Origin of the sequence: Pseudomonas sp. BT76 TE3572 (assembly GCF_050435365.1) — a bacterium.
In the GTDB taxonomy this organism is placed as follows: Bacteria; Pseudomonadota; Gammaproteobacteria; order Pseudomonadales; family Pseudomonadaceae; genus Aquipseudomonas; species Aquipseudomonas fluorescens_W.
In genome coordinates, this window is record NZ_JBNDKE010000001.1 from 793,317 (window position 1) to 810,353 (window position 17,037).

At 60.4% G+C, this 17,037-nt stretch carries 15 protein-coding genes; 3 read left to right on the forward strand and 12 right to left on the reverse strand.

Annotated elements, in window-relative coordinates:
- Positions 1–15: 15 nt before the first annotated feature.
- The 3 genes from ABH912_RS03695 to ABH912_RS03705 all read right to left on the reverse strand — a co-directional run bounded on the left by ABH912_RS03695 (position 16) and on the right by ABH912_RS03705 (position 2,355).
- A complete protein-coding gene (locus tag ABH912_RS03695) occupies positions 16–636 on the reverse strand; it encodes a glutathione S-transferase family protein (RefSeq protein WP_429509645.1) in 621 nt (206 codons plus the stop codon).
- A 98-nt stretch (positions 637–734) separates the two neighbouring features.
- Complete coding sequence (locus tag ABH912_RS03700; protein WP_429509646.1) at positions 735–1,616, reverse strand: NmrA family NAD(P)-binding protein; 882 nt, start codon at positions 1,614–1,616, stop codon at positions 735–737.
- 97 nt (positions 1,617–1,713) lie between these two features.
- A complete protein-coding gene (locus tag ABH912_RS03705; protein WP_033062088.1) occupies positions 1,714–2,355 on the reverse strand; it encodes an HD domain-containing protein in 642 nt (213 codons plus the stop codon).
- Between the two features lie 126 nt (positions 2,356–2,481).
- On the opposite strand from ABH912_RS03705, the gene ABH912_RS03710 reads away from it, so the two are divergent.
- From ABH912_RS03710 to ABH912_RS03720, 3 genes are all read left to right on the forward strand, one after another.
- Complete coding sequence (locus tag ABH912_RS03710) at positions 2,482–3,504, forward strand: GlxA family transcriptional regulator (protein WP_429513027.1); 1,023 nt, start codon at positions 2,482–2,484, stop codon at positions 3,502–3,504.
- Positions 3,505–3,741: 237 nt separating this feature from the next.
- Positions 3,742–4,614 (forward strand): DNA/RNA non-specific endonuclease, encoded by an 873-nt coding sequence (locus tag ABH912_RS03715; protein WP_429509647.1) that lies wholly within the window; start codon positions 3,742–3,744, stop codon positions 4,612–4,614.
- 354 nt (positions 4,615–4,968) lie between these two features.
- Positions 4,969–5,529 carry a hypothetical protein gene (locus ABH912_RS03720; protein ID WP_429509648.1) on the forward strand — a complete coding sequence of 187 codons (561 nt, stop codon included), beginning with the start codon at positions 4,969–4,971 and terminating at the stop codon, positions 5,527–5,529.
- Between the two features lie 172 nt (positions 5,530–5,701).
- Here the strand turns inward: ABH912_RS03720 and ABH912_RS03725 are convergent, their stop codons facing one another.
- The 9 genes from ABH912_RS03725 to ABH912_RS03765 form a co-directional block, all read right to left on the reverse strand.
- Positions 5,702–6,088: a hypothetical protein gene (locus ABH912_RS03725; RefSeq protein ID WP_429509649.1), complete on the reverse strand. Its 387-nt coding sequence runs from the start codon at positions 6,086–6,088 to the stop codon at positions 5,702–5,704.
- 364 nt (positions 6,089–6,452) lie between these two features.
- Positions 6,453–7,085 carry a TetR/AcrR family transcriptional regulator gene (locus ABH912_RS03730; RefSeq protein WP_429509650.1) on the reverse strand — a complete coding sequence of 211 codons (633 nt, stop codon included), beginning with the start codon at positions 7,083–7,085 and terminating at the stop codon, positions 6,453–6,455.
- Positions 7,082–8,710, reverse strand: coding sequence for a methyl-accepting chemotaxis protein (locus ABH912_RS03735; protein ID WP_429509651.1), 1,629 nt, complete (start codon positions 8,708–8,710; stop codon positions 7,082–7,084). The genes ABH912_RS03730 and ABH912_RS03735 overlap by 4 nt, the downstream gene beginning before the upstream one ends.
- 71 nt (positions 8,711–8,781) lie before the next feature.
- Positions 8,782–9,933: an acyl-CoA dehydrogenase family protein gene (locus ABH912_RS03740; RefSeq protein ID WP_429509652.1), complete on the reverse strand. Its 1,152-nt coding sequence runs from the start codon at positions 9,931–9,933 to the stop codon at positions 8,782–8,784.
- A gap of 18 nt (positions 9,934–9,951) precedes the next feature.
- Positions 9,952–11,040 (reverse strand): enoyl-CoA hydratase/isomerase family protein, encoded by a 1,089-nt coding sequence (locus ABH912_RS03745; RefSeq protein ID WP_429509653.1) that lies wholly within the window; start codon positions 11,038–11,040, stop codon positions 9,952–9,954.
- A 2-nt stretch (positions 11,041–11,042) separates the two neighbouring features.
- Positions 11,043–11,933, reverse strand: a complete 891-nt coding sequence (gene mmsB, locus ABH912_RS03750) for a 3-hydroxyisobutyrate dehydrogenase (protein WP_033062103.1) — start codon at positions 11,931–11,933, stop codon at positions 11,043–11,045.
- Between the two features lie 52 nt (positions 11,934–11,985).
- A complete protein-coding gene (locus tag ABH912_RS03755) occupies positions 11,986–13,494 on the reverse strand; it encodes a CoA-acylating methylmalonate-semialdehyde dehydrogenase (protein ID WP_429509654.1) in 1,509 nt (502 codons plus the stop codon).
- A gap of 102 nt (positions 13,495–13,596) precedes the next feature.
- Complete coding sequence (locus tag ABH912_RS03760) at positions 13,597–15,300, reverse strand: AMP-binding protein (RefSeq protein ID WP_429509655.1); 1,704 nt, start codon at positions 15,298–15,300, stop codon at positions 13,597–13,599.
- Positions 15,301–15,653: 353 nt separating this feature from the next.
- Positions 15,654–16,904, reverse strand: coding sequence for an OprD family porin (locus tag ABH912_RS03765; RefSeq protein WP_429509656.1), 1,251 nt, complete (start codon positions 16,902–16,904; stop codon positions 15,654–15,656).
- Positions 16,905–17,037: the final 133 nt, after the last annotated feature.

Consider the following 17,037-nt stretch of genomic DNA (forward strand, 5'->3'; position numbering starts at 1 on the left):
TGTGTGTGATAGCGCTCAGTGATTTTGAAACGCTTTCAATCCTCGCTGTACGGCGGGCCGGGCTTCGATCGCGTCGAACCAGCGTGACAAGCGTGAAAGCACTGCCCAATCCAGCCGGTCACGAATGGATGCCGCAAGGGTGAAAGCAGAGATGTCCGCCATGGAGAACTGATCGCCGGCCATAAAGTCTCCGGTAAGAAACCGTTCTGCATAAGCAAGTTGTTCAATGACGCGCAGATCGATGACTGTGGCCGCATCAATGAATCCCGTCTGGCGCAGGAAAAATGCCGCATGGCTGGGCCCGATGACGTCCGTTACGAAAAAGAAGTAACGATCAAACACCCGGTCGCGCTCTGGTCCAGGATGCGCGGGTGCGAGTCGGCCGGGAGCTTTGGCGTCCGCGAACTGAATGATTGCGTTTGATTGGTTGATGACCCGTGCCGGTGTCGACGTATGGTCGACCAGGGTCGGGACTTTTCCTGTCGGATTAAGCGCCAGGTACGCCAAGTCGCGCTGCTCGTTCGCTTGCAGATTCAGTCTCCGGGCCGTGTAGGGGATACCTGCTTCTTCCAAGGCTATCGCAGCCCTCAGACTGTTGCCGGTTTGAGCGCCATACAGCTCTATGTTGGGGTTCATCAGGCACTCCATGGGAAATGAATGGACAATCATTGGATGCTAAGTGAAAAGCGGCGTATGCGTATGTCTTCAAGACCAAGTGCATACGCCCATAGCGATCACACCTCGAACGCTTGCCGGTTTGCGCGCACGAAGTCAGCCACCGTTTGAGGCGCTTGTCCGGTGATTTCGCCGATAACCCCGTCCTCACCGCTAAAGATTCCATTCTGGTAATCGACCGCGACGGCAAGGAAGTGCTGGATCACAAACTCCGGCAGATCGTAGGTCTGCAGATGCTGGCGATACTCTTCCAGGGTCGAAGGGCTATAGGTGATGGTGCGGCCTGTGATGCCGCTGATTTCGTCGGCAATTTCTTGATGGCTCAGCTCGACAGGGCCGTACAGCGGATAGGTTTTCCCGATATGGCCAGACGGCTGTGTGAGAACGGCGGCGATTAGCCGCGCCTGGTCTTCAGCGGCGATGGGTGCATGTCGGCCGGTACCGTATGGCAGGGTGATCTTGTTGTCCTTTTTGATCTGATCAAGCACCCACGGAAAGATCAGCCACTCGGAAAAGAATGTCGGGCGGATGTGCACGGTGGGTACGCCCGACCAGTCGAGTACGCGCTCTGCAATCCAGTGGTCGCGCGCGGCGTGACTCAAAGAGTCTTCCCGAGCAGAAATCTGCGACATTTCCACAACGACCTCGACGCCGGCTCGCCGGGCGGCATCCGCAAAATAGGCGGTCGCCTGAATGTAGCCAGGACGCACGGGATAGCACAGGTAGGCGCCTGTCACGCCCTCCATCGCGCGAATGATGTCGTCATGTTCAAGGAGGTCGCCCACAAATATTTCGGCGCCTTCGCTTTGGAGCGCCGCGCTGCGCTCGTCCTCCTGGTGTACAAAAGCCCGAACCGCATGACCGCCGTTGAGAAGGTGGCGAATGGTGTAGACGCCGGTTTTTCCCGTAGCGCCGGTGACGAGGTATTTACGTTGCTGCATGGTGAATACTCCACAGTAAAGGAACACACATGGCTGGCGCCGATATCACGTATCGGGCGTTACCCATTCAAGAAGGCTGTGCAGGAGCGCATCGCCGTCAGCTATCGAAAGGAGCGTGGTCAATCAGGTCGCACACATTCGGGCATTCGAACCCGTGCACGTGACGACGTCCGACATCCGCGAGCCCGGTGCCAATTGCGGTGTGAGGTTTCTTCCGGGCCACTTCGGCGACCGCTTGGGTAAACGCGGCCTTCATGCCAATGCGGGGGTAGAGGGCCAGCGTATCCTCGACCAGCGATGGCGTGATTTCCTCCAGCCGTAATCCCATCACATCGACATGGGCGCCCATGTAGATCAGGGCGATCTCTGGCTGTTTGCGGTCGGCGATGCCGGCGCTAGAGTGAAGGGCGATCGCATCCCAAACCAGTTCGGCTTTTGATTCCGGATAACCGTTTTCCAACAGGAAGCGGCTGGCAGCGTCGGCGCCGTCGACCTCAAAACGTTGGTCGCCTGCAAATTCGTACGTCAGGCCCAGGTCGTGCAGCAGTGCGGCGAGATAGACGGCCTCGCGGTCGTATTTCAGGCCTCGCTGCTGGCCGAGGAATTCGGCAAACCACCAGGTGCGATGCACATGGTGCAGGAGCACGGTCGAGTGAACGCGTTCGACGAGGAAAGAGGCCTTGCGAGCGAGTTCAGAGTCTGGAGCGCTGAAGCCGCCGATGATCACGGGTGTACTCATGTTTGCTCCCGGGGGATGAAGTGGGCTCGCGGTTCATTTTAAATAGTTGCAATTGGCAAAATTGACTATTTTCAGATGATTTGTGCCAATGTGCGTGCCAGGTCAATGCGGGAGATCGCTGTGAAAATGACGACGAAATCAAGCCACTCCTTTGTCGGCGTGGCGCAAAAACGAGTGGTGATATTGGGTTTGCCGCCCGTGGACTCACTTGATGTGATCGGCCCGGCAGAAGTGTTTGCTTATGCAAACAACCTGCACCGTGGTGACTCAGTGCCCTACGTACTTGAGCTCGTTTGCGCAGGTGCCAATGAACACCTGGAGAGCAGCACCGGCATCGCACTCATGGCGCACAAGACGCTTGAACAGGAGCGACTTGAAAACAGGGCCATCGACACGTTGATCGTGACGTCGGGCTGGAAAGCCATGGATCAGCTGGATCAGACGGCCATCGAGTGGATCCGCACGCGAGCCAAGAGCGTCCGGCGTGTGTGCTCGATCTGTGTCGGCGCGTTCGCCTTGGCCGAGACAGGGCTTCTGGATGGTCGAAAGGCAACAACCCATTGGCGGATGGCACGCAGCCTGGCCGATCGCTATCCCAACGTGCAGGTCGATCCCAACCCGATCTGGGTCAAGGACGGCAACGTGTACACCTCGGCAGGCATCTCGGCGGGAATTGATCTTGCGCTCGCCTTGGTCAGCGAAGACCTGGGTGACGACATCGCTTTGGAGATCGCGAAAAATCTGGTTCTGTTTCTGCGACGTCCAGGCGGCCAGGCACAGTTCAGCGTCGCACTCCAGTCGCAGCATGCGACAGGTTCGAACCTGGATGAGTTATGCGTATGGATCAGTGAGCATCTGCATTCGGAGCTGACGGTCGAGATACTGGCAGACAGGCTCGCCACCAGTGTGAGGACCTTGATTCGCATGTTTCAGCGGGAATTCAAGACCACGCCTGCGAAGTACGTCGAGGACGTCCGGGTCGAAGCAGCCTGTCGGCAAATAGAGCTGGGAAGGCGGTCGATGGAAGAGGTTGCGCGCCGATGCGGCTACCACAGCGTCGACGTGCTCAGGAAAGCCTTCGTGCGACGCATGGGGGTGAGTCCAAAGGAGTACGCACAACGTTTCGCGCCAGTTAAGGAGCCCGCATAGGTATTGGCAAACAGAATGTAAACGCTGCTCAGCACTAATGTGACTTGTCATGGTCAATAAATCCCGCACGACCGCCAGCGGTCGTACTGCTCGGAGCCGACCGGGTCCGCATCGGCATTTTGATCAAGGACAGTGAAAGCATGCTCGCCGCAAGATAATCAGCAACCGCCTCCACCGGGTTCCGTGAATCGGGACTCGCCGTACGTTTACTCTCAATTCAATTCGAAGATTAAAAGCATGCACCTACGCAAAATTGCAGTTGGGCTGTCGGCCCTTGTTTTGCTCTCGACCGGGGCAGAAGCCCGCAGTCTGCTGGATCTCCTCAAGCCGCCCGCCCAGCATCACGAACAAGCGTCCCACTCGGGCTCGATCAGCCAGAACGCGGCGCTGGAACTCTACTCAAACAAACAGAAACAGGCATCGTTCGACGGCTGCACAGATCTGTTCCCGGCAGCCAAACCGATCAACATGGCCACTGTGCCTGCAAACATGAATCCCTTGGCCCTGTGCTCTGACAATTTCGCGGTGCTGTACTCGCAAACCAGTAAGACGCCGTTGGTAGTGGTCGAACGCCTCAATGCCGCCCAGCTGCAGGATGCCAAAGGGGAGGAGCGCACCAACCAGTTCTACCCGGACCCACGCATCCCCAAGAGTGGGCGGGCAGAGTTGAGCGACTACCGTAGCCAACATCCGGCGGTGGACCGCGGCCATCAATCCCCGGCAGCCGATGCACCGAACCCCAATGCAATGGCCCAATCCTTTGCGCTGTCGAACATGGTGCCGCAAGACCCCACCAACAACCGGAAGATCTGGAGCAAGGTCGAGGCGGATGTCAGAAAATTTGCCAAGCGAGCCGATGGCAATGTGTTTGTCTTCACAGGCCCGCTCTTTGACTCAGGCCACAGCACCATCGGCGACAACAAGGTCTGGGTGCCGACTCGCCTGTTCAAGCTGGTTTACGACGCATCGTCCAAACGTGCCTGGGCCTACGTACTACCCAACGCTGAAACCCGTATCGAGAGACCGATGGACTATGACGCTTTCGTGAAGAGTACCGGGCTCCACTTGCTGGGGAATCTGCCGGTCACAGGATCCGTGGGGCGCTCTTGATGGCTTGATGAATTGCACCCCAAAGGCTGGATGCAACCGATGGGGGGCTTCATTCACGGATAGATGGCGGCGGTTTAAACGGTGGTGCGTGACATCGGATTTGTAAACGCTACTTGCGTCTTGAACGGTCTTTTTCCGGTTCGGTAAACACATCAACAACCGTATGGGGAAAGGCCGATCGCCCGCGTCTGGCCGTTTACTGCCGGCCATGATTGCTTAGGGGATCCAAGCCTGAAAGGACAGATCCAGAGAGTTTCGAAGTGCCATATCTGGACACTCGTTAAGTAGCCGTGTGAGTGGCTAAGTGCTATCATCTGTGGCCTCTTTGGACTATACAATCACAAGGATTTTCGAATGACGTACCTCCGCTTACTGTTAGCTTCAGCCCTGATTGCTCTTTGCACTGGCTGTGCCTCGCCCGCTCAAATTTCCGGCATGTCAGTATCTGCCGATCAAGCAAAGGCAAGCACCTATGACTCTCAGCTAAGAAATAATGTCCGGCTTTCCGAGGTGAATGGCGGAGATAAAACCAACCCTCTATGGACTTCGGAAATCGACAGCCCTGACTTCGGCGCTGCACTCAAGCAATCGCTCGCTAATGCTGATTTACTTGGTGACGAGTCAGCCTCCTATGCTCTACGTGCCAATTTGCTGCGCGTTGACCAGCCTATATTCGGACTGGATTTTGAGGTGACCAGCGAAGTGGAATACACGTTGACAGAGTCATTGACCAACAAGGTTGTTTTGCGTGAAATTATCCGAACGCCTTTTACGGCTGGCTTCGGCGATTCCGTTATAGGAATCAAGCGTCTACGACTGGCCAATGAGGGATCCGCTCGAGTAAACATCATCGCTATGCTCAAGCGTCTCAGTGATCTCAAAATCGAAGCCAAACAAGTTGCGTTAAAGAACTAGGTATTTCCTAACACTGCTCTTCTGCCCAGACCCTAGGCTATGCGCGAGTCTACCATCTCAATTTAGTAACTCGATTGTCCGCTTTTGGCCGTTTTCTGCCCGGTGCGACTGGCTGAAGTCGACCCAAAGCGGACTGCACACGTTCAGGCATATTGATTCAGATTTCATCGCGTCAGGGGCGATGCAACCCCGTTACGTCCCGCCAGTACAAGATTTCTTCGAACTGGAAGGTTATCAGGAAGAGTGAAGAACTGGTCTGAGCAATGGCTTCGGCTATTTTGTCCAGGTCTTCCATGGCCGACTGCCCTTCCGGTTCAGGGCCTTTGATTCTGATGTTACAACGCAGGGCGACGCGGAAGTCGATGCCCTTCGTATCCTCAGCGTAAATCGTAGAGTCAGTGGTTGCGCCATCGGCAGTCAATGTTAGGCCCGACATAAAGGCAGCTTCCAAACCGCCGTTCACCATGTTGACTTCCAATGCGCCAGCAGTTTCCAAGGCTAGTCCAAGTGCCGGGACTGTGAGTGCATTATCAGCTTCTAGATACAGATCAAGACTCACCTGAACCCTTCCTTCTGCGGGAGCACCAGCACTGAAAGGTATTTTCAGTGCGAGTGTCACGGCATTGTAGTGGTCAACGGTTTGGGCGTCAGCTATTGGGCCGATTGCTGCCCTTTGGCACAGGCAGCTTCGGGGCGTCAGCCCATGGTGTCGACGACAGCTTTAAGGCGCTCCAGCCCTGTGCGGTAGAGTGCCTCGAAATGCTCGACGACCTCAGTTTCATCTGCACCCTGGACCACAAAGGTGTTGGACCAAAAGGCCAGCGTCCCGCCTTTGCCATGAGAAACGCTCCAGGATTCACAAAAAACGCCACTCAATGAGTGGCTTTTTTTTGTGCGTGAGATTTATGTTCAGCGTCCGGCCATTAGAACTGCTTTGACGAGCGTTCTGAGCCTGAGGCATGAGTCGCCTGCAACGCGCCTTGCAGGGCACTCATCACCATGTCTTGCAGCAGCTTGCGGCGTGCGCTCTTGCTTGCCTGAGGCTCGCCAACCCAGGCCGGCAGTTGGTTGAGGAGGGAGACGATGCCGCTCAAGGTGGCACGCCGGGTGGCACTGGTCGGTTTACCGGTGAGCTGCTCGACAACGTCCACCAGGTGCTCCTCGTAGCGTCGGCGCAGGTTCAGGATCAAGGCCTGCTGTTCGCTGCTCAAACAGTGGAGGTCGTACTCCGCCAGGCGGAAATGCGCCCCCATGCGCTCGTGCAGCAGGAGGTGCGCCTCAAGCAGGCCGTGCAGACGTAGCGCCGGTGCGGATTTGCGACGAGTCACCAGGCTGGCGCCGTGCAGCAACTGTTCGTAGAGTTCCTCGATCAGCTCGAACAGCAGGGCTTCCTTGCTGTCGATGTGGTTGTAAATGGAGCCGACATTGATCCCCAGATAAGTGGCGAGGTCGCGCATGCTGACCCGGCTGAAACCACACCGGGCAAACAGCTCGAGCGCCTTGTGGCGGGTTTCCAGGTAGCGCGAGGGTTCGACAGGTGCCGCCATCCCCTTCATACGCGAAACTGCCCCAACAGCCGATTGAGCTGACCCGCCAGTTGGCCCAATGCCTGGCTGGCCTCGTTGGAGCGGCCTGCGGCCTGGGCATTGTCGTGGGCCAGCGAGGCGGCACGGGTGACATTCTGGTTGATGTCCTCGACCACATGGGACTGCTCCAGGGTGGCGCTGGCGATCGAGGCGTTCAGTTCGGTGAGATTGCGCAGCGCGCTGAGAATCTGGTGCAGGCTTTCCCCTGTTCGGCGGGCCTGTTCCACGGTGTGTTGAGCGGCCTGGCTGCTGGTGTTGATGACCTTCACCGCCGCTTCCGAGTTGCCCTGCAGGCGCTCGATCATGCCCTGGATCTGCGCGATGGACTGCTGAGTGCGCTGGGCCAGCAGGCGCACCTCGTCGGCGACCACGGCGAAGCCGCGGCCCTGTTCTCCCGCGCGCGCCGCCTCAATGGCGGCATTCAGCGCCAACAGGTTGGTCTGCTCGGCGATGGCACGAATGACTTCCAGCACACTGCCGATCTGGGTGCTTTCCTGGGCCAGGCTCTGGATCACCTCGACAGCCTGGCCGATGGTCTCGGACAACTGGTCGATCTGGCTCAGGCTGTTGTCAAGGTTGTGCTGGCCCTGGCGTGCCTGCTCATCGGCCTGGCGGACTTCGTTGGCGGCGTGTTCGGCGTTCTTCGCCACTTCCTGCACGGCGTAAGACACCTCGTGAATGGCGGTGGCCACCAGTTCCATCTGCTGGGACTGTTGCTGGCTGTGGCGCTGGCTGTCGCTGGCAATCCCGGCCAGTGATTGCGAGGCCTGATCCAGGTTGCCGGCGGTCTGCATCGACTCGCCGATCACCGTGCGCAGCTTGTGGGTGAACACGTTGAAGTGCCCGCTCAGCGCGGTCAGTTCGTCGCGCCAGCGGCTGTCCAGGTTACGGGTCAGGTCGGCCTCGCCGCTGGCGATGTTCGCCATGGCGTCGACCACCTGCGCCAGTGGCGAGGCGATGCTGCGGGCAATCAGCAGGATCAGCGCACTGAGCAGCAGGGCGATGGTCATCAGGATGACGATCGCCTGTATCAGTTGGCGGCGGAACTCGACTTTGACATCGTCGACGTAGATGCCCGAGCCGACGATCCAGCCCCAGGGTTTGAACAGTTCGACGTAGGAAACCTTCTCCACCGGCGCGTCGGAACCCGGCTTGGGCCAGCGGTAACTCACCAGGCCGGAGCCGTCGCGTTTGGCCACGGCCACCATCTCGTCGAACAGCGCCTTGCCATCCGGGTCGAGGGTGCCGGTCATGCGCTGGCCCTGGAGCTTGGGATTGGGGTGCATGACCATCCGGGTGTCGAGGTCTTCGAGGAAGAAGTAGTCCTCGTGGTCGTAGCGCAGGTCACGTATCACCGCGCTGGCCTGTTGCTGCGCCTGCTCTCGACTGAGCCCCTGAGCTTCCAGGTTTTGGAAGTGGCGCAGGATGCCACTGGTGGTCTCGACCACGTGGCGGGTTTTCAGCGCCTTGGCGGCATAGAGGTCGTCATAGCTTTGCTTGAGCATCAGGCCGGCCAGAATCAGCAGCATCAAAATGGACATCAGCAGGATCAACCACAGGCGACGGTTGATCGGAATATTACGCAGACCGAGCATGGGCGACTCCACAAGGTGTGGCAAAAAGGGGGGGGCAGCCGGACGCAGCGGGCGCGTCCGGTCGGAGGGGCTCAGAGTGCGTAGTGGGTCAGTTCGCGGGCGATCAGCAGGCGCTGGACCTCGCTGGTGCCTTCGTAGATCTGGGTGATGCGCGCATCGCGGTAGTAGCGCTCCACCGGGTAGTCCTCCAGATAGCCGTAGCCACCATGGATCTGCATCGCGCTGGAGCACACGCGTTCGGCCATTTCAGAGGCGAACAGCTTGGCCTGCGAGGCTTCTGACAAGCACGGTTGCCCGGCGCTTTTCAGGCGTGCGGCATGCAGCACCAGCAGTCGGGTGGCATTGAGCCGGGTGTGCATGTCGGCGAGCAAATTGGAGACGCTCTGGTGTTCGATGATCGGCTTGCCGAACTGGATGCGTTCGCGGGCATACCCCAGCGCGGCCTCGAAGGCGGCGCGGGCGATGCCCAGGGCCTGGGCGGCGATACCGATGCGTCCGCCTTCCAAGTTGGACAGGGCAATCGCCAGGCCCTTGCCGCGTTCGCCCAGCAAATGGTCCTGGGGGATCACGCAGTTGTTCAGGGTCACTGCGCAGGTATCGGAGGCCTTGATACCCATCTTGTGTTCGCTGCGGTCGACCACGAATCCTGGATTGTCGGTCGGCACCAGGAAGGCCGACAGCCCCTTCTTGCCCAGCTCCGGATCAGTGACGGCAAAGACGATGGCCAGCTTGGCACGCCTGCCGTTGCTGACGAACTGCTTGGCGCCGTTGAGCACCCACTGACCGTCGCGCAGTTCGGCGCGAGTGCGCAAGTTGTGCGCTTCGGTGCCGGCCTGTGGCTCGGTCAAGCAGAAGCAGCCGATGGCCTGGCCGCTGGCCAGAAGCGGCAACCAGCGGTCTTGCTGGGACGGGCTGCCATATTTCAGCAGAGGGCCGCAGCCCACTGAATTGTGGATGCTCATCAATGCGCCGAGCGCACCGTCGCCGGCCGAGATTTCCTCCACGGCCAGGGCGTAGGCCACATAGTCGGTGTAGCTGCCACCCCACGTGTCCGGCACTACCATGCCCAGCAGGCCCAGCTCACCCATCTGCGCCACCACGGCGTCATCGATCCAGCCGGCCTTCTCCCAGGCTTGGGCATGCGGGCCGACTTCGCTGCGGGCAAAGTCGCGCGCCATGTCGCGGATCATGCGTTGTTCTTCGGTCAATTCGATATCGTGCATTGCGGTGTCTCCTGCCGGTCAGGCGGTGCGAAGGGGGTTGGCAGAGGCCGGACGGAAGCCGCTGAAAAAGGAATGCACTCGCGGTGGTGCCAGTTCCGCCAGGGTGGGTGGGTTCCAGCGTGGGGTCTTGTCCTTGTCGATGATCAGGGCGCGCACGCCCTCCATCAGGTCGCCTTTGTCGAACCACTGATAGTCCAGGTGCAACTCCAGGGCAAAGCAGTCGGCCAGGCTCAGGTAACGACCGCGACGCAGCAGCTCCAGGGTCACGGCCATCGCCAGTGGTGAACGGCTGTCGAGCAGTTTGGCCGTCTGCTCGGCCCAGTCGCGCAGCTCGGGACGTTGCTCGCGCAGCAGGGCGGTGCGAATGGCCGGCACATCGGGCAGGGAAAAATACTCATCGATCACCTGGCGATAGGCCTTGAGTTCCGATCCTGCAATACGCTCGGTGGCCATGCCGGCGAGCAGGTCTTGCAGGTCTTCCTCGGGAGCACCGGTCCAGTTCAACTGATCCAGCGCGGCATCCAGTTCGGCCAACTGCTCACTGGGCAGGCAGTAGTCAGCCAGGTTGGCATAGAGGGCGTCGGCGGCACGTATCTGGCAACCGGTGACGCCCAGATAGATACCCAGCTCACCCGGAAGGCGCGGCAGGAAATAACTGCCACCGACATCGGGGAAAAAACCGATGCCGACTTCCGGCATCCCCATCCGTGTGCGCTCGGTGATCACCCGCAGCGAGGCGGCCTGGGCCAGGCCCATACCGCCGCCCAACACATAACCATCCAGCAGCGCCAATACCGGTTTGGGGTAGCGATGCAGGTACTCGTCAAGGGCGTATTCCTCCTCGAGGAACACCTCGTGCAGGTCGTCGCCGGCCTTGTGGCTGTCGTACAGCATGCGGATGTCGCCACCGGCGCAGAAGGCTTTTTCCCCGGCACCACGAATGGTCACGGCGACAATCTCCGGGTCCTGTTCCCAGACCCACAGGTGCCGGCACAGCAGTGTCACCATGGGCAGGTCCAGGGTGTTCAACGCGCCGGGTCGATTCAACGTCAGGTGGCCGACGCGGTTGCGCACACTGGCCAGCACCGGGGCTTGCTGCTCGCTCATGCTCAGGCTTCTCCACGGAACAGTTTGATGATCGCGGAGAAATCCAGGCCGCCATTCCCTTGCAGGCTGAAGGTCTGGTACAGCTGCTGTGCGGCAGCACCGAGCACCACCGGCTGGCGCACATGTTTCGCAGCTTCGGTGGCGAGGCCGAGGTCCTTGAGCATCAGGTCGGTACCAAAGCCGCCACTGTAACCACGCGAGGCCGGAGCGTTTTCCAGCACGCCCGGGAACGGATTGTTGATCTCCGAACTCCAGCAGCGACCGGTAGAAGTGCCGATGACACCGGCCAGCACCTTGGCGTCCATACCCAGGGCCACACCCAGGGCCATGGACTCGGCAACGCCGACCATGGAGATGCCGAGCAGCATGTTGTTGGCGATCTTGGCCACCTGGCCGTTGCCTGCGCCGCCGCAGTGCACGATGTTCCTGCCCATGGCCGAGAGGATCGGCAGGGCTTGGTCGAACACGCTGACTGGGCCGCCGACCATAAAGGTCAGGGTGCCTGCCGTCGCGCCGCCGGTGCCACCGGATACCGGTGCGTCGAGCATCGGGTTGCCTTGGGCCAGGGCAAATTTTGCGACTTCGCGGGCACTGAGCGGGTCGATGGTCGAACTGTCGATCAACAGCACGCCTTGGCCAATGTTGGCCAGCAGGCCGTCCTTGCCGCGATAGACCTGCTTCACATGATCGGCGGTTGGCAGCATGGTGATGACCACCTCAACCCCGGCTTTGGCCACGGCTGCGGGTGAGTCTGCGGCGCTGGCGCCAGCTTCCACCAGGGCGGCGACCGCCTGCGGGAAAGGATCGAAGACGGTCAGGCTGTGGCCAGCCTTGAGCAGGTTGCGGGCCATTGGGCCGCCCATGTTGCCGAGGCCGAGAAATCCGATATGCATGATGGTTACCTTTTGCGTGTGGTGGCGAGGGGATAAATCCCCTCGCCACAGATCATTTCAGGGTGATGGTGGTGTTCACCGAACCGCCGGTGTCATCCTCGTCGAACCAGCGCTGGGTGACCGTTTTGGTCTGGGTGTAGAAGGTCACCACTTGCTTGCCGTAAGGGCCCAGGTCGCCGAGCTTGGAGGCGCGCGAACCAGAGAACGAGAACAGTGGGACCGGTACCGGGATCGGCACGTTGATGCCCACCTGGCCGACGTCGATTTCTTCCTGGAAGTGACGGGCGGCAGCGCCGGAGCGGGTGAACAGGGCGGTGCCGTTGCCATTCGGATTGGCGTTGATGATCTCGATTGCCTCGCTCAGGCTGGCGGCGTGCATGACGCACAGCACCGGGCCGAAGATTTCTTCGCGGTACACAGACATTTGCGCCGTGACGCTGGAGAAGATGGTCGGGCCGACGAAGTTGCCGTCCTGGTAGCCAGGCACGCTAGGGTTGCGTCCATCCAGTTCGAGCTTGGCGCCTTCTTCGATGCCGCTGGCAATCAGACTGTGGACACGATCCAGCGCCGCGCAGGAGATCACCGGGCCGATGTCCGTGCCAGGCTCGGTGCCGCCATTGATCTTGAGGGTCTTGGTCCGCTCGATCAGGTCCGGCAGCCAGGTCTGCGCTTCACCCACCAGAATCACCACCGGCAGGGCCATGCAGCGTTGACCGGCGGCGCCGAAAGAGGCGCCCAGCAGGTTGTTCAACGTCTGCTGCTTGTTGGCATCAGGCAGGACGATGGCGTGGTTCTTCGCGCCCATCATGCACTGCGCACGCTTGCCGTTCTGGGTGGCGCGGTTGTAGACATGGGTACCGACTTTGGTCGAACCGACGAAGGACACCGCTTTGATGTCCGGGTGGTCGCAGATCAGGTTCACCGCGTCGACGCCGCCATGGATGACGTTGAGCACGCCCTTGGGTACGCCGGCCTCCAGGGCCAGTTCGACCAGACGCATGGTCACCAGCGGGTCTTGCTCGGACGGCTTGAGGATGAAGGTGTTACCAGTAGCGATGGCCATCGGGAACATCCACAGCGGGATCATCGCCGGGAAGTTGAACGGGGTGATGCCGGCGCACACGCCCAGCGGCTGCATCAAGGTGTAGGTGTCGACGCCATTGGCGACGTTGTTGGCCAATTCACCCATCTGCAGGTTGCCGATGGAGGTGGCGTGTTCGACCACCTCCAGGCCGCGGAACACATCACCTTCGGCATCCGGCAGGGTTTTGCCCTGTTCGGCGGTGAGCAGGGCGGCCAGTTCCTTGATGTTCTCGCGAATCAGTTGCTGGTATTTGAAGAAGATCCGGGAGCGGGCGCCGATCGGGGTCTTGCGCCAGGTCTTGAAGGCTTCCTTGGCGCTGGCCACGGCGGCGTTCATTTCCTCGGCGGTGGCGAAGGGCACGCGAGCCAGAACTTCCTGGGTGGCTGGGTTGATCACGTCGCGCCACTGAGTGCTGCGTGATTCGACGAATTGGCCGTTGATGAGGAGCTTGACGGTTGGAATGCTGGAGGAGGTCATTTTCGAGTCCTGTCTACTTTTTTTGAGTCGAGTGAGGCCCCTCGGCCTGATTGGCCGAGCGGTCGCGTTTGAATTCAGAAGGGCCGGCGTACCGGCCCGGGTTCAGCCCTTGAGGTGCGGGAAGTCTTCTTCGAAGTATTCCTGCGGGCCTCGTGCGTCGCCCTGGCGACGCTGCACTTCCATTTGCCGCAATTCCACCCGGCGAATCTTGCCGGAGATGGTCTTGGGCAGTTCGCTGACGAATTCGATACGTCGCACCCGCTTGTAGGGCGCCAGGTGCTCGCGGGCGAAGGCGAGGATGTTGGCGGCGAGTTCGGCACTGCCGGGTTCGTCATGGGCCAGGATCAGGAACGCCTTGGGCACGGCCAGGCGTAGCGGGTCAGGGCTTGGCACCACGGCCACTTCCATCACCGCCGGGTGCTCGATCAGTGCGCTCTCCAGCTCGAAGGGACTGATGCGGTAGTCGGAGGCCTTGAACACATCGTCGGCGCGGCCGACAAAGGTGACGTAGCCATCCTCGTCGATCTGCGCGGTGTCGCCGGTGCGGTAGAAGCCGTCACGCATTACTTCGGCGGTTTTTTCCGGGCTGTCCTCGTAGCACAACATCAGGCCGAGTGGACGCACGTCCAGTGGCAGGGCCACTTCACCCTCGTTGCCCGGCACCCCGTCGGGGTCGAGCATGGTCACCCGGTAGCCCGGCAGTGGGCGGCCCATGGACCCGGGCTTGAGCAGTTGGCCGGGCGTGTTGCCGACCAGGGCGGTGGTTTCCGACTGACCGAAACCATCACGCAGCGGCAAGTCCCAGGCATGCAGGATCTGCTCGATGATCTCCGGGTTCAGTGGCTCACCGGCGCCCACCAGTTCGCGCAGGTTCAAGCGCTCTTTGTAACTGGCGAGGTCTTCCTGGATCAGCATCCGCCACACGGTAGGCGGGGCGCACAGGCTGGTGACGCCGTAGCGTTCCAGCGCGCCAAGCAGGGCCGGGGCACTGAAGCGCGCGACGTTGTGGATGAAGATGCAGGCGCCGGCGTTCCACGGTGCGAAGAGGCAGCTCCAGGCATGTTTGGCCCAGCCCGGTGACGAGATGTTCAAGTGCAGGTCACCCGGCTGCAGGCCGATCCAATACATGGTCGACAGGTGGCCGACCGGGTAGCTCTGGTGGCTGTGCAGCACCATCTTTGGCTTGGAGGTGGTGCCGGAGGTGAAGTACAGCAGCATCGGGTCGGTGGCCAGCGTGCGGCCCTCGACTTCGAACTGCTCGGAATATTCGCTGGCGGCGCTGTGCGGGGTCCAGCCGGCGGGGGCCGGGCCGACGCAGATGCGGCTGCAGCCTTCTCCCAGGCCGACGAACTTGTCGACATGGGCGCTGCCGACCACCAGGTGGCGAACCTGGCCGCGTTCGATGCGGTCACCCAGGTCATCGGGGGTCAGCAGGGCGGTGGCGGGGATCACCACGGCGCCAAGCTTGAAGGCGGCCAGCATGGTTTCCCACAGGGCCACGTCGTTGCCGAGCATCAGCAGGATGCGCTCGCCGCGGCGCACGCCGAGGGCACGCAAGTGGTTGGCCACCTGATTGGAGCGCGAGGCCAGTTGCTGGAAGCTGTAGCGCTGTTCGCTGCCGTCTTCTTCGACGATCCACAGGGCGTTGGCCTGGTTGCCCTCGGCCATGGCATCGAAGTAATCGAGTGCCCAGTTGAACTCGTTCAGTTGCGGCCAGCGGAAGTCACGCACGGCAGTGGCGTAATCGGTACGGTGGGCCAGCAGGAAGTCTCGAGCGGCGAGGAAGGGTTGGCAGTTGCTGTTCATTGGAGTCTCCATCGATCGTGGTGACGATCGGCGCGGTTACAGGTACGGGAGGGTCAGGCGGCGAGGGGGGCTTCGCTGCGGGCAGCAATGCGTACAAGACGCGTGGAGGTACCTGAGAGCGGGGAGACGGCGGCAAGCATGGATGTCTTCACGGTGTATGCCCTTGTTTGTTTTTGTTGGGTCTGGCCCGGTTCATGACCAGGCTGTTGAGCCCAGTATAGGCATGCAAAAATCAATTAAAAATGCTCATAAAAACCGGTGCGTTGTGCAAAAAAATCATAGATCTGGCGCGTTGGATTTGAGGCCACTCGCACCGTCAGGCGACGCGAGTGGCCCCCGTCTGGCGAGGGGATTTACCAGATCGGTAAGGTGTAGCTGAGGATCAGGCGGTTTTCATCCAGGTCGCTGCCGAAGTGGGTCGAGCGCACCGTCGCGTTGCGCCACTTCACCCCGACATTTTTCAGCGGCCCGCTCTGCACGACATAACCGATGTCGGTATCACGTTCCCATTCCTTGCCTTCCGGGCGATTGCCGCCCAGATCGATATTGTCGCCGGTGAGGTAGCGGGTCATGAAGGTCAGCCCCGGTACGCCGATGGCGGCAAAGTTGTAGTCGTAACGCGCTTGCCAGGACTTTTCGTCCTTGCTGGCGAAGTCGCCGATCTGTACGAAGTTCACCAGGAAGGCATCAGTGCCGTTGACGTAGGCGTAGCCGGTGTCGCCGCTCATGCCTTGATAACCCAGGCCGAACGCATGCCCGCCGAGGTTGTAGGTGAACATCGCGCCAATCGCATTGTTATCGACATTGCTGCCGCCATCGTCCGTGGAGCGGGCGAAACGCAGATCCGTCTTCAGCGATTGCCCGGTTGTGACTGGCAACACGTAGGTCAGGTTGACCAGGTGCTGACTGTAGAAGTTGTCGAGATGGCCGTAGCTGTAGCCAGTGGCGAGGTTGCTGGTCCATTTGTAGTTCAGGCTGGCGAAATCGAAGCTGTCGCTGTCGACATGGCGGGTGGTGATGCCCTTGGCGCCGGTGCGGGTGATGCCCATGTCCTCGTAGTCCGAGGAGTCGCGCTGATTGACCTGCGTCAGTCGCCCGGCATCCACGGTCAGGCCTTCGAGTTCCAGCGAGGTCAACTGACCGCCCTTGAAGGTTTGTGGCAGCAACCGTGAATCGTTGGCCAGTACCGTCGGCAGTTTCGGCAACAGCGTGCCGAGTTTCAGGGTGCTTTTGGAGGCACGCACTTTGGCGGTCAGGCCCAGTTCGCTGTACTCATCCTGCGCCCCTTTGCTCGTGTCGCGGTGACGTTTGAGCAGGCCGGAACCTGCGCGATCCGGGCTGGAATCGAGCTTGACGCCAACCAGGCCGATGGCATCGAAACCGACACCGATCAAACCGTCGGTGAAGCCCGATTCGTAGCGCAGCAGGAAACCCTGGGCCCATTCCTCTTGTTTGGATTGGGCGGCGTTGTCCTGGCGATAGTCACGGTTGAAATAGAAGTTGCGCAGCTCAAGACTGGCCTTGCTGTCTTTGACAAAGTCCGCATGGGCTTGGGTGGCAAGGCTGCTGCCTGCCAGGAACAGGGTGATCAGGGTGGGTTTCATTGCTTTTCTCTTGTTGTTATGAGCAGTGTTGTTTTGAGCAAGCCGTTCCCGCACTGACCGGGGCCAGTGGAGGGGAGGCTCGTTGAAGGTGCCCCGCGCCGGGCGGCGCAGGGCGGGAGTAAAAAAGCGCGAG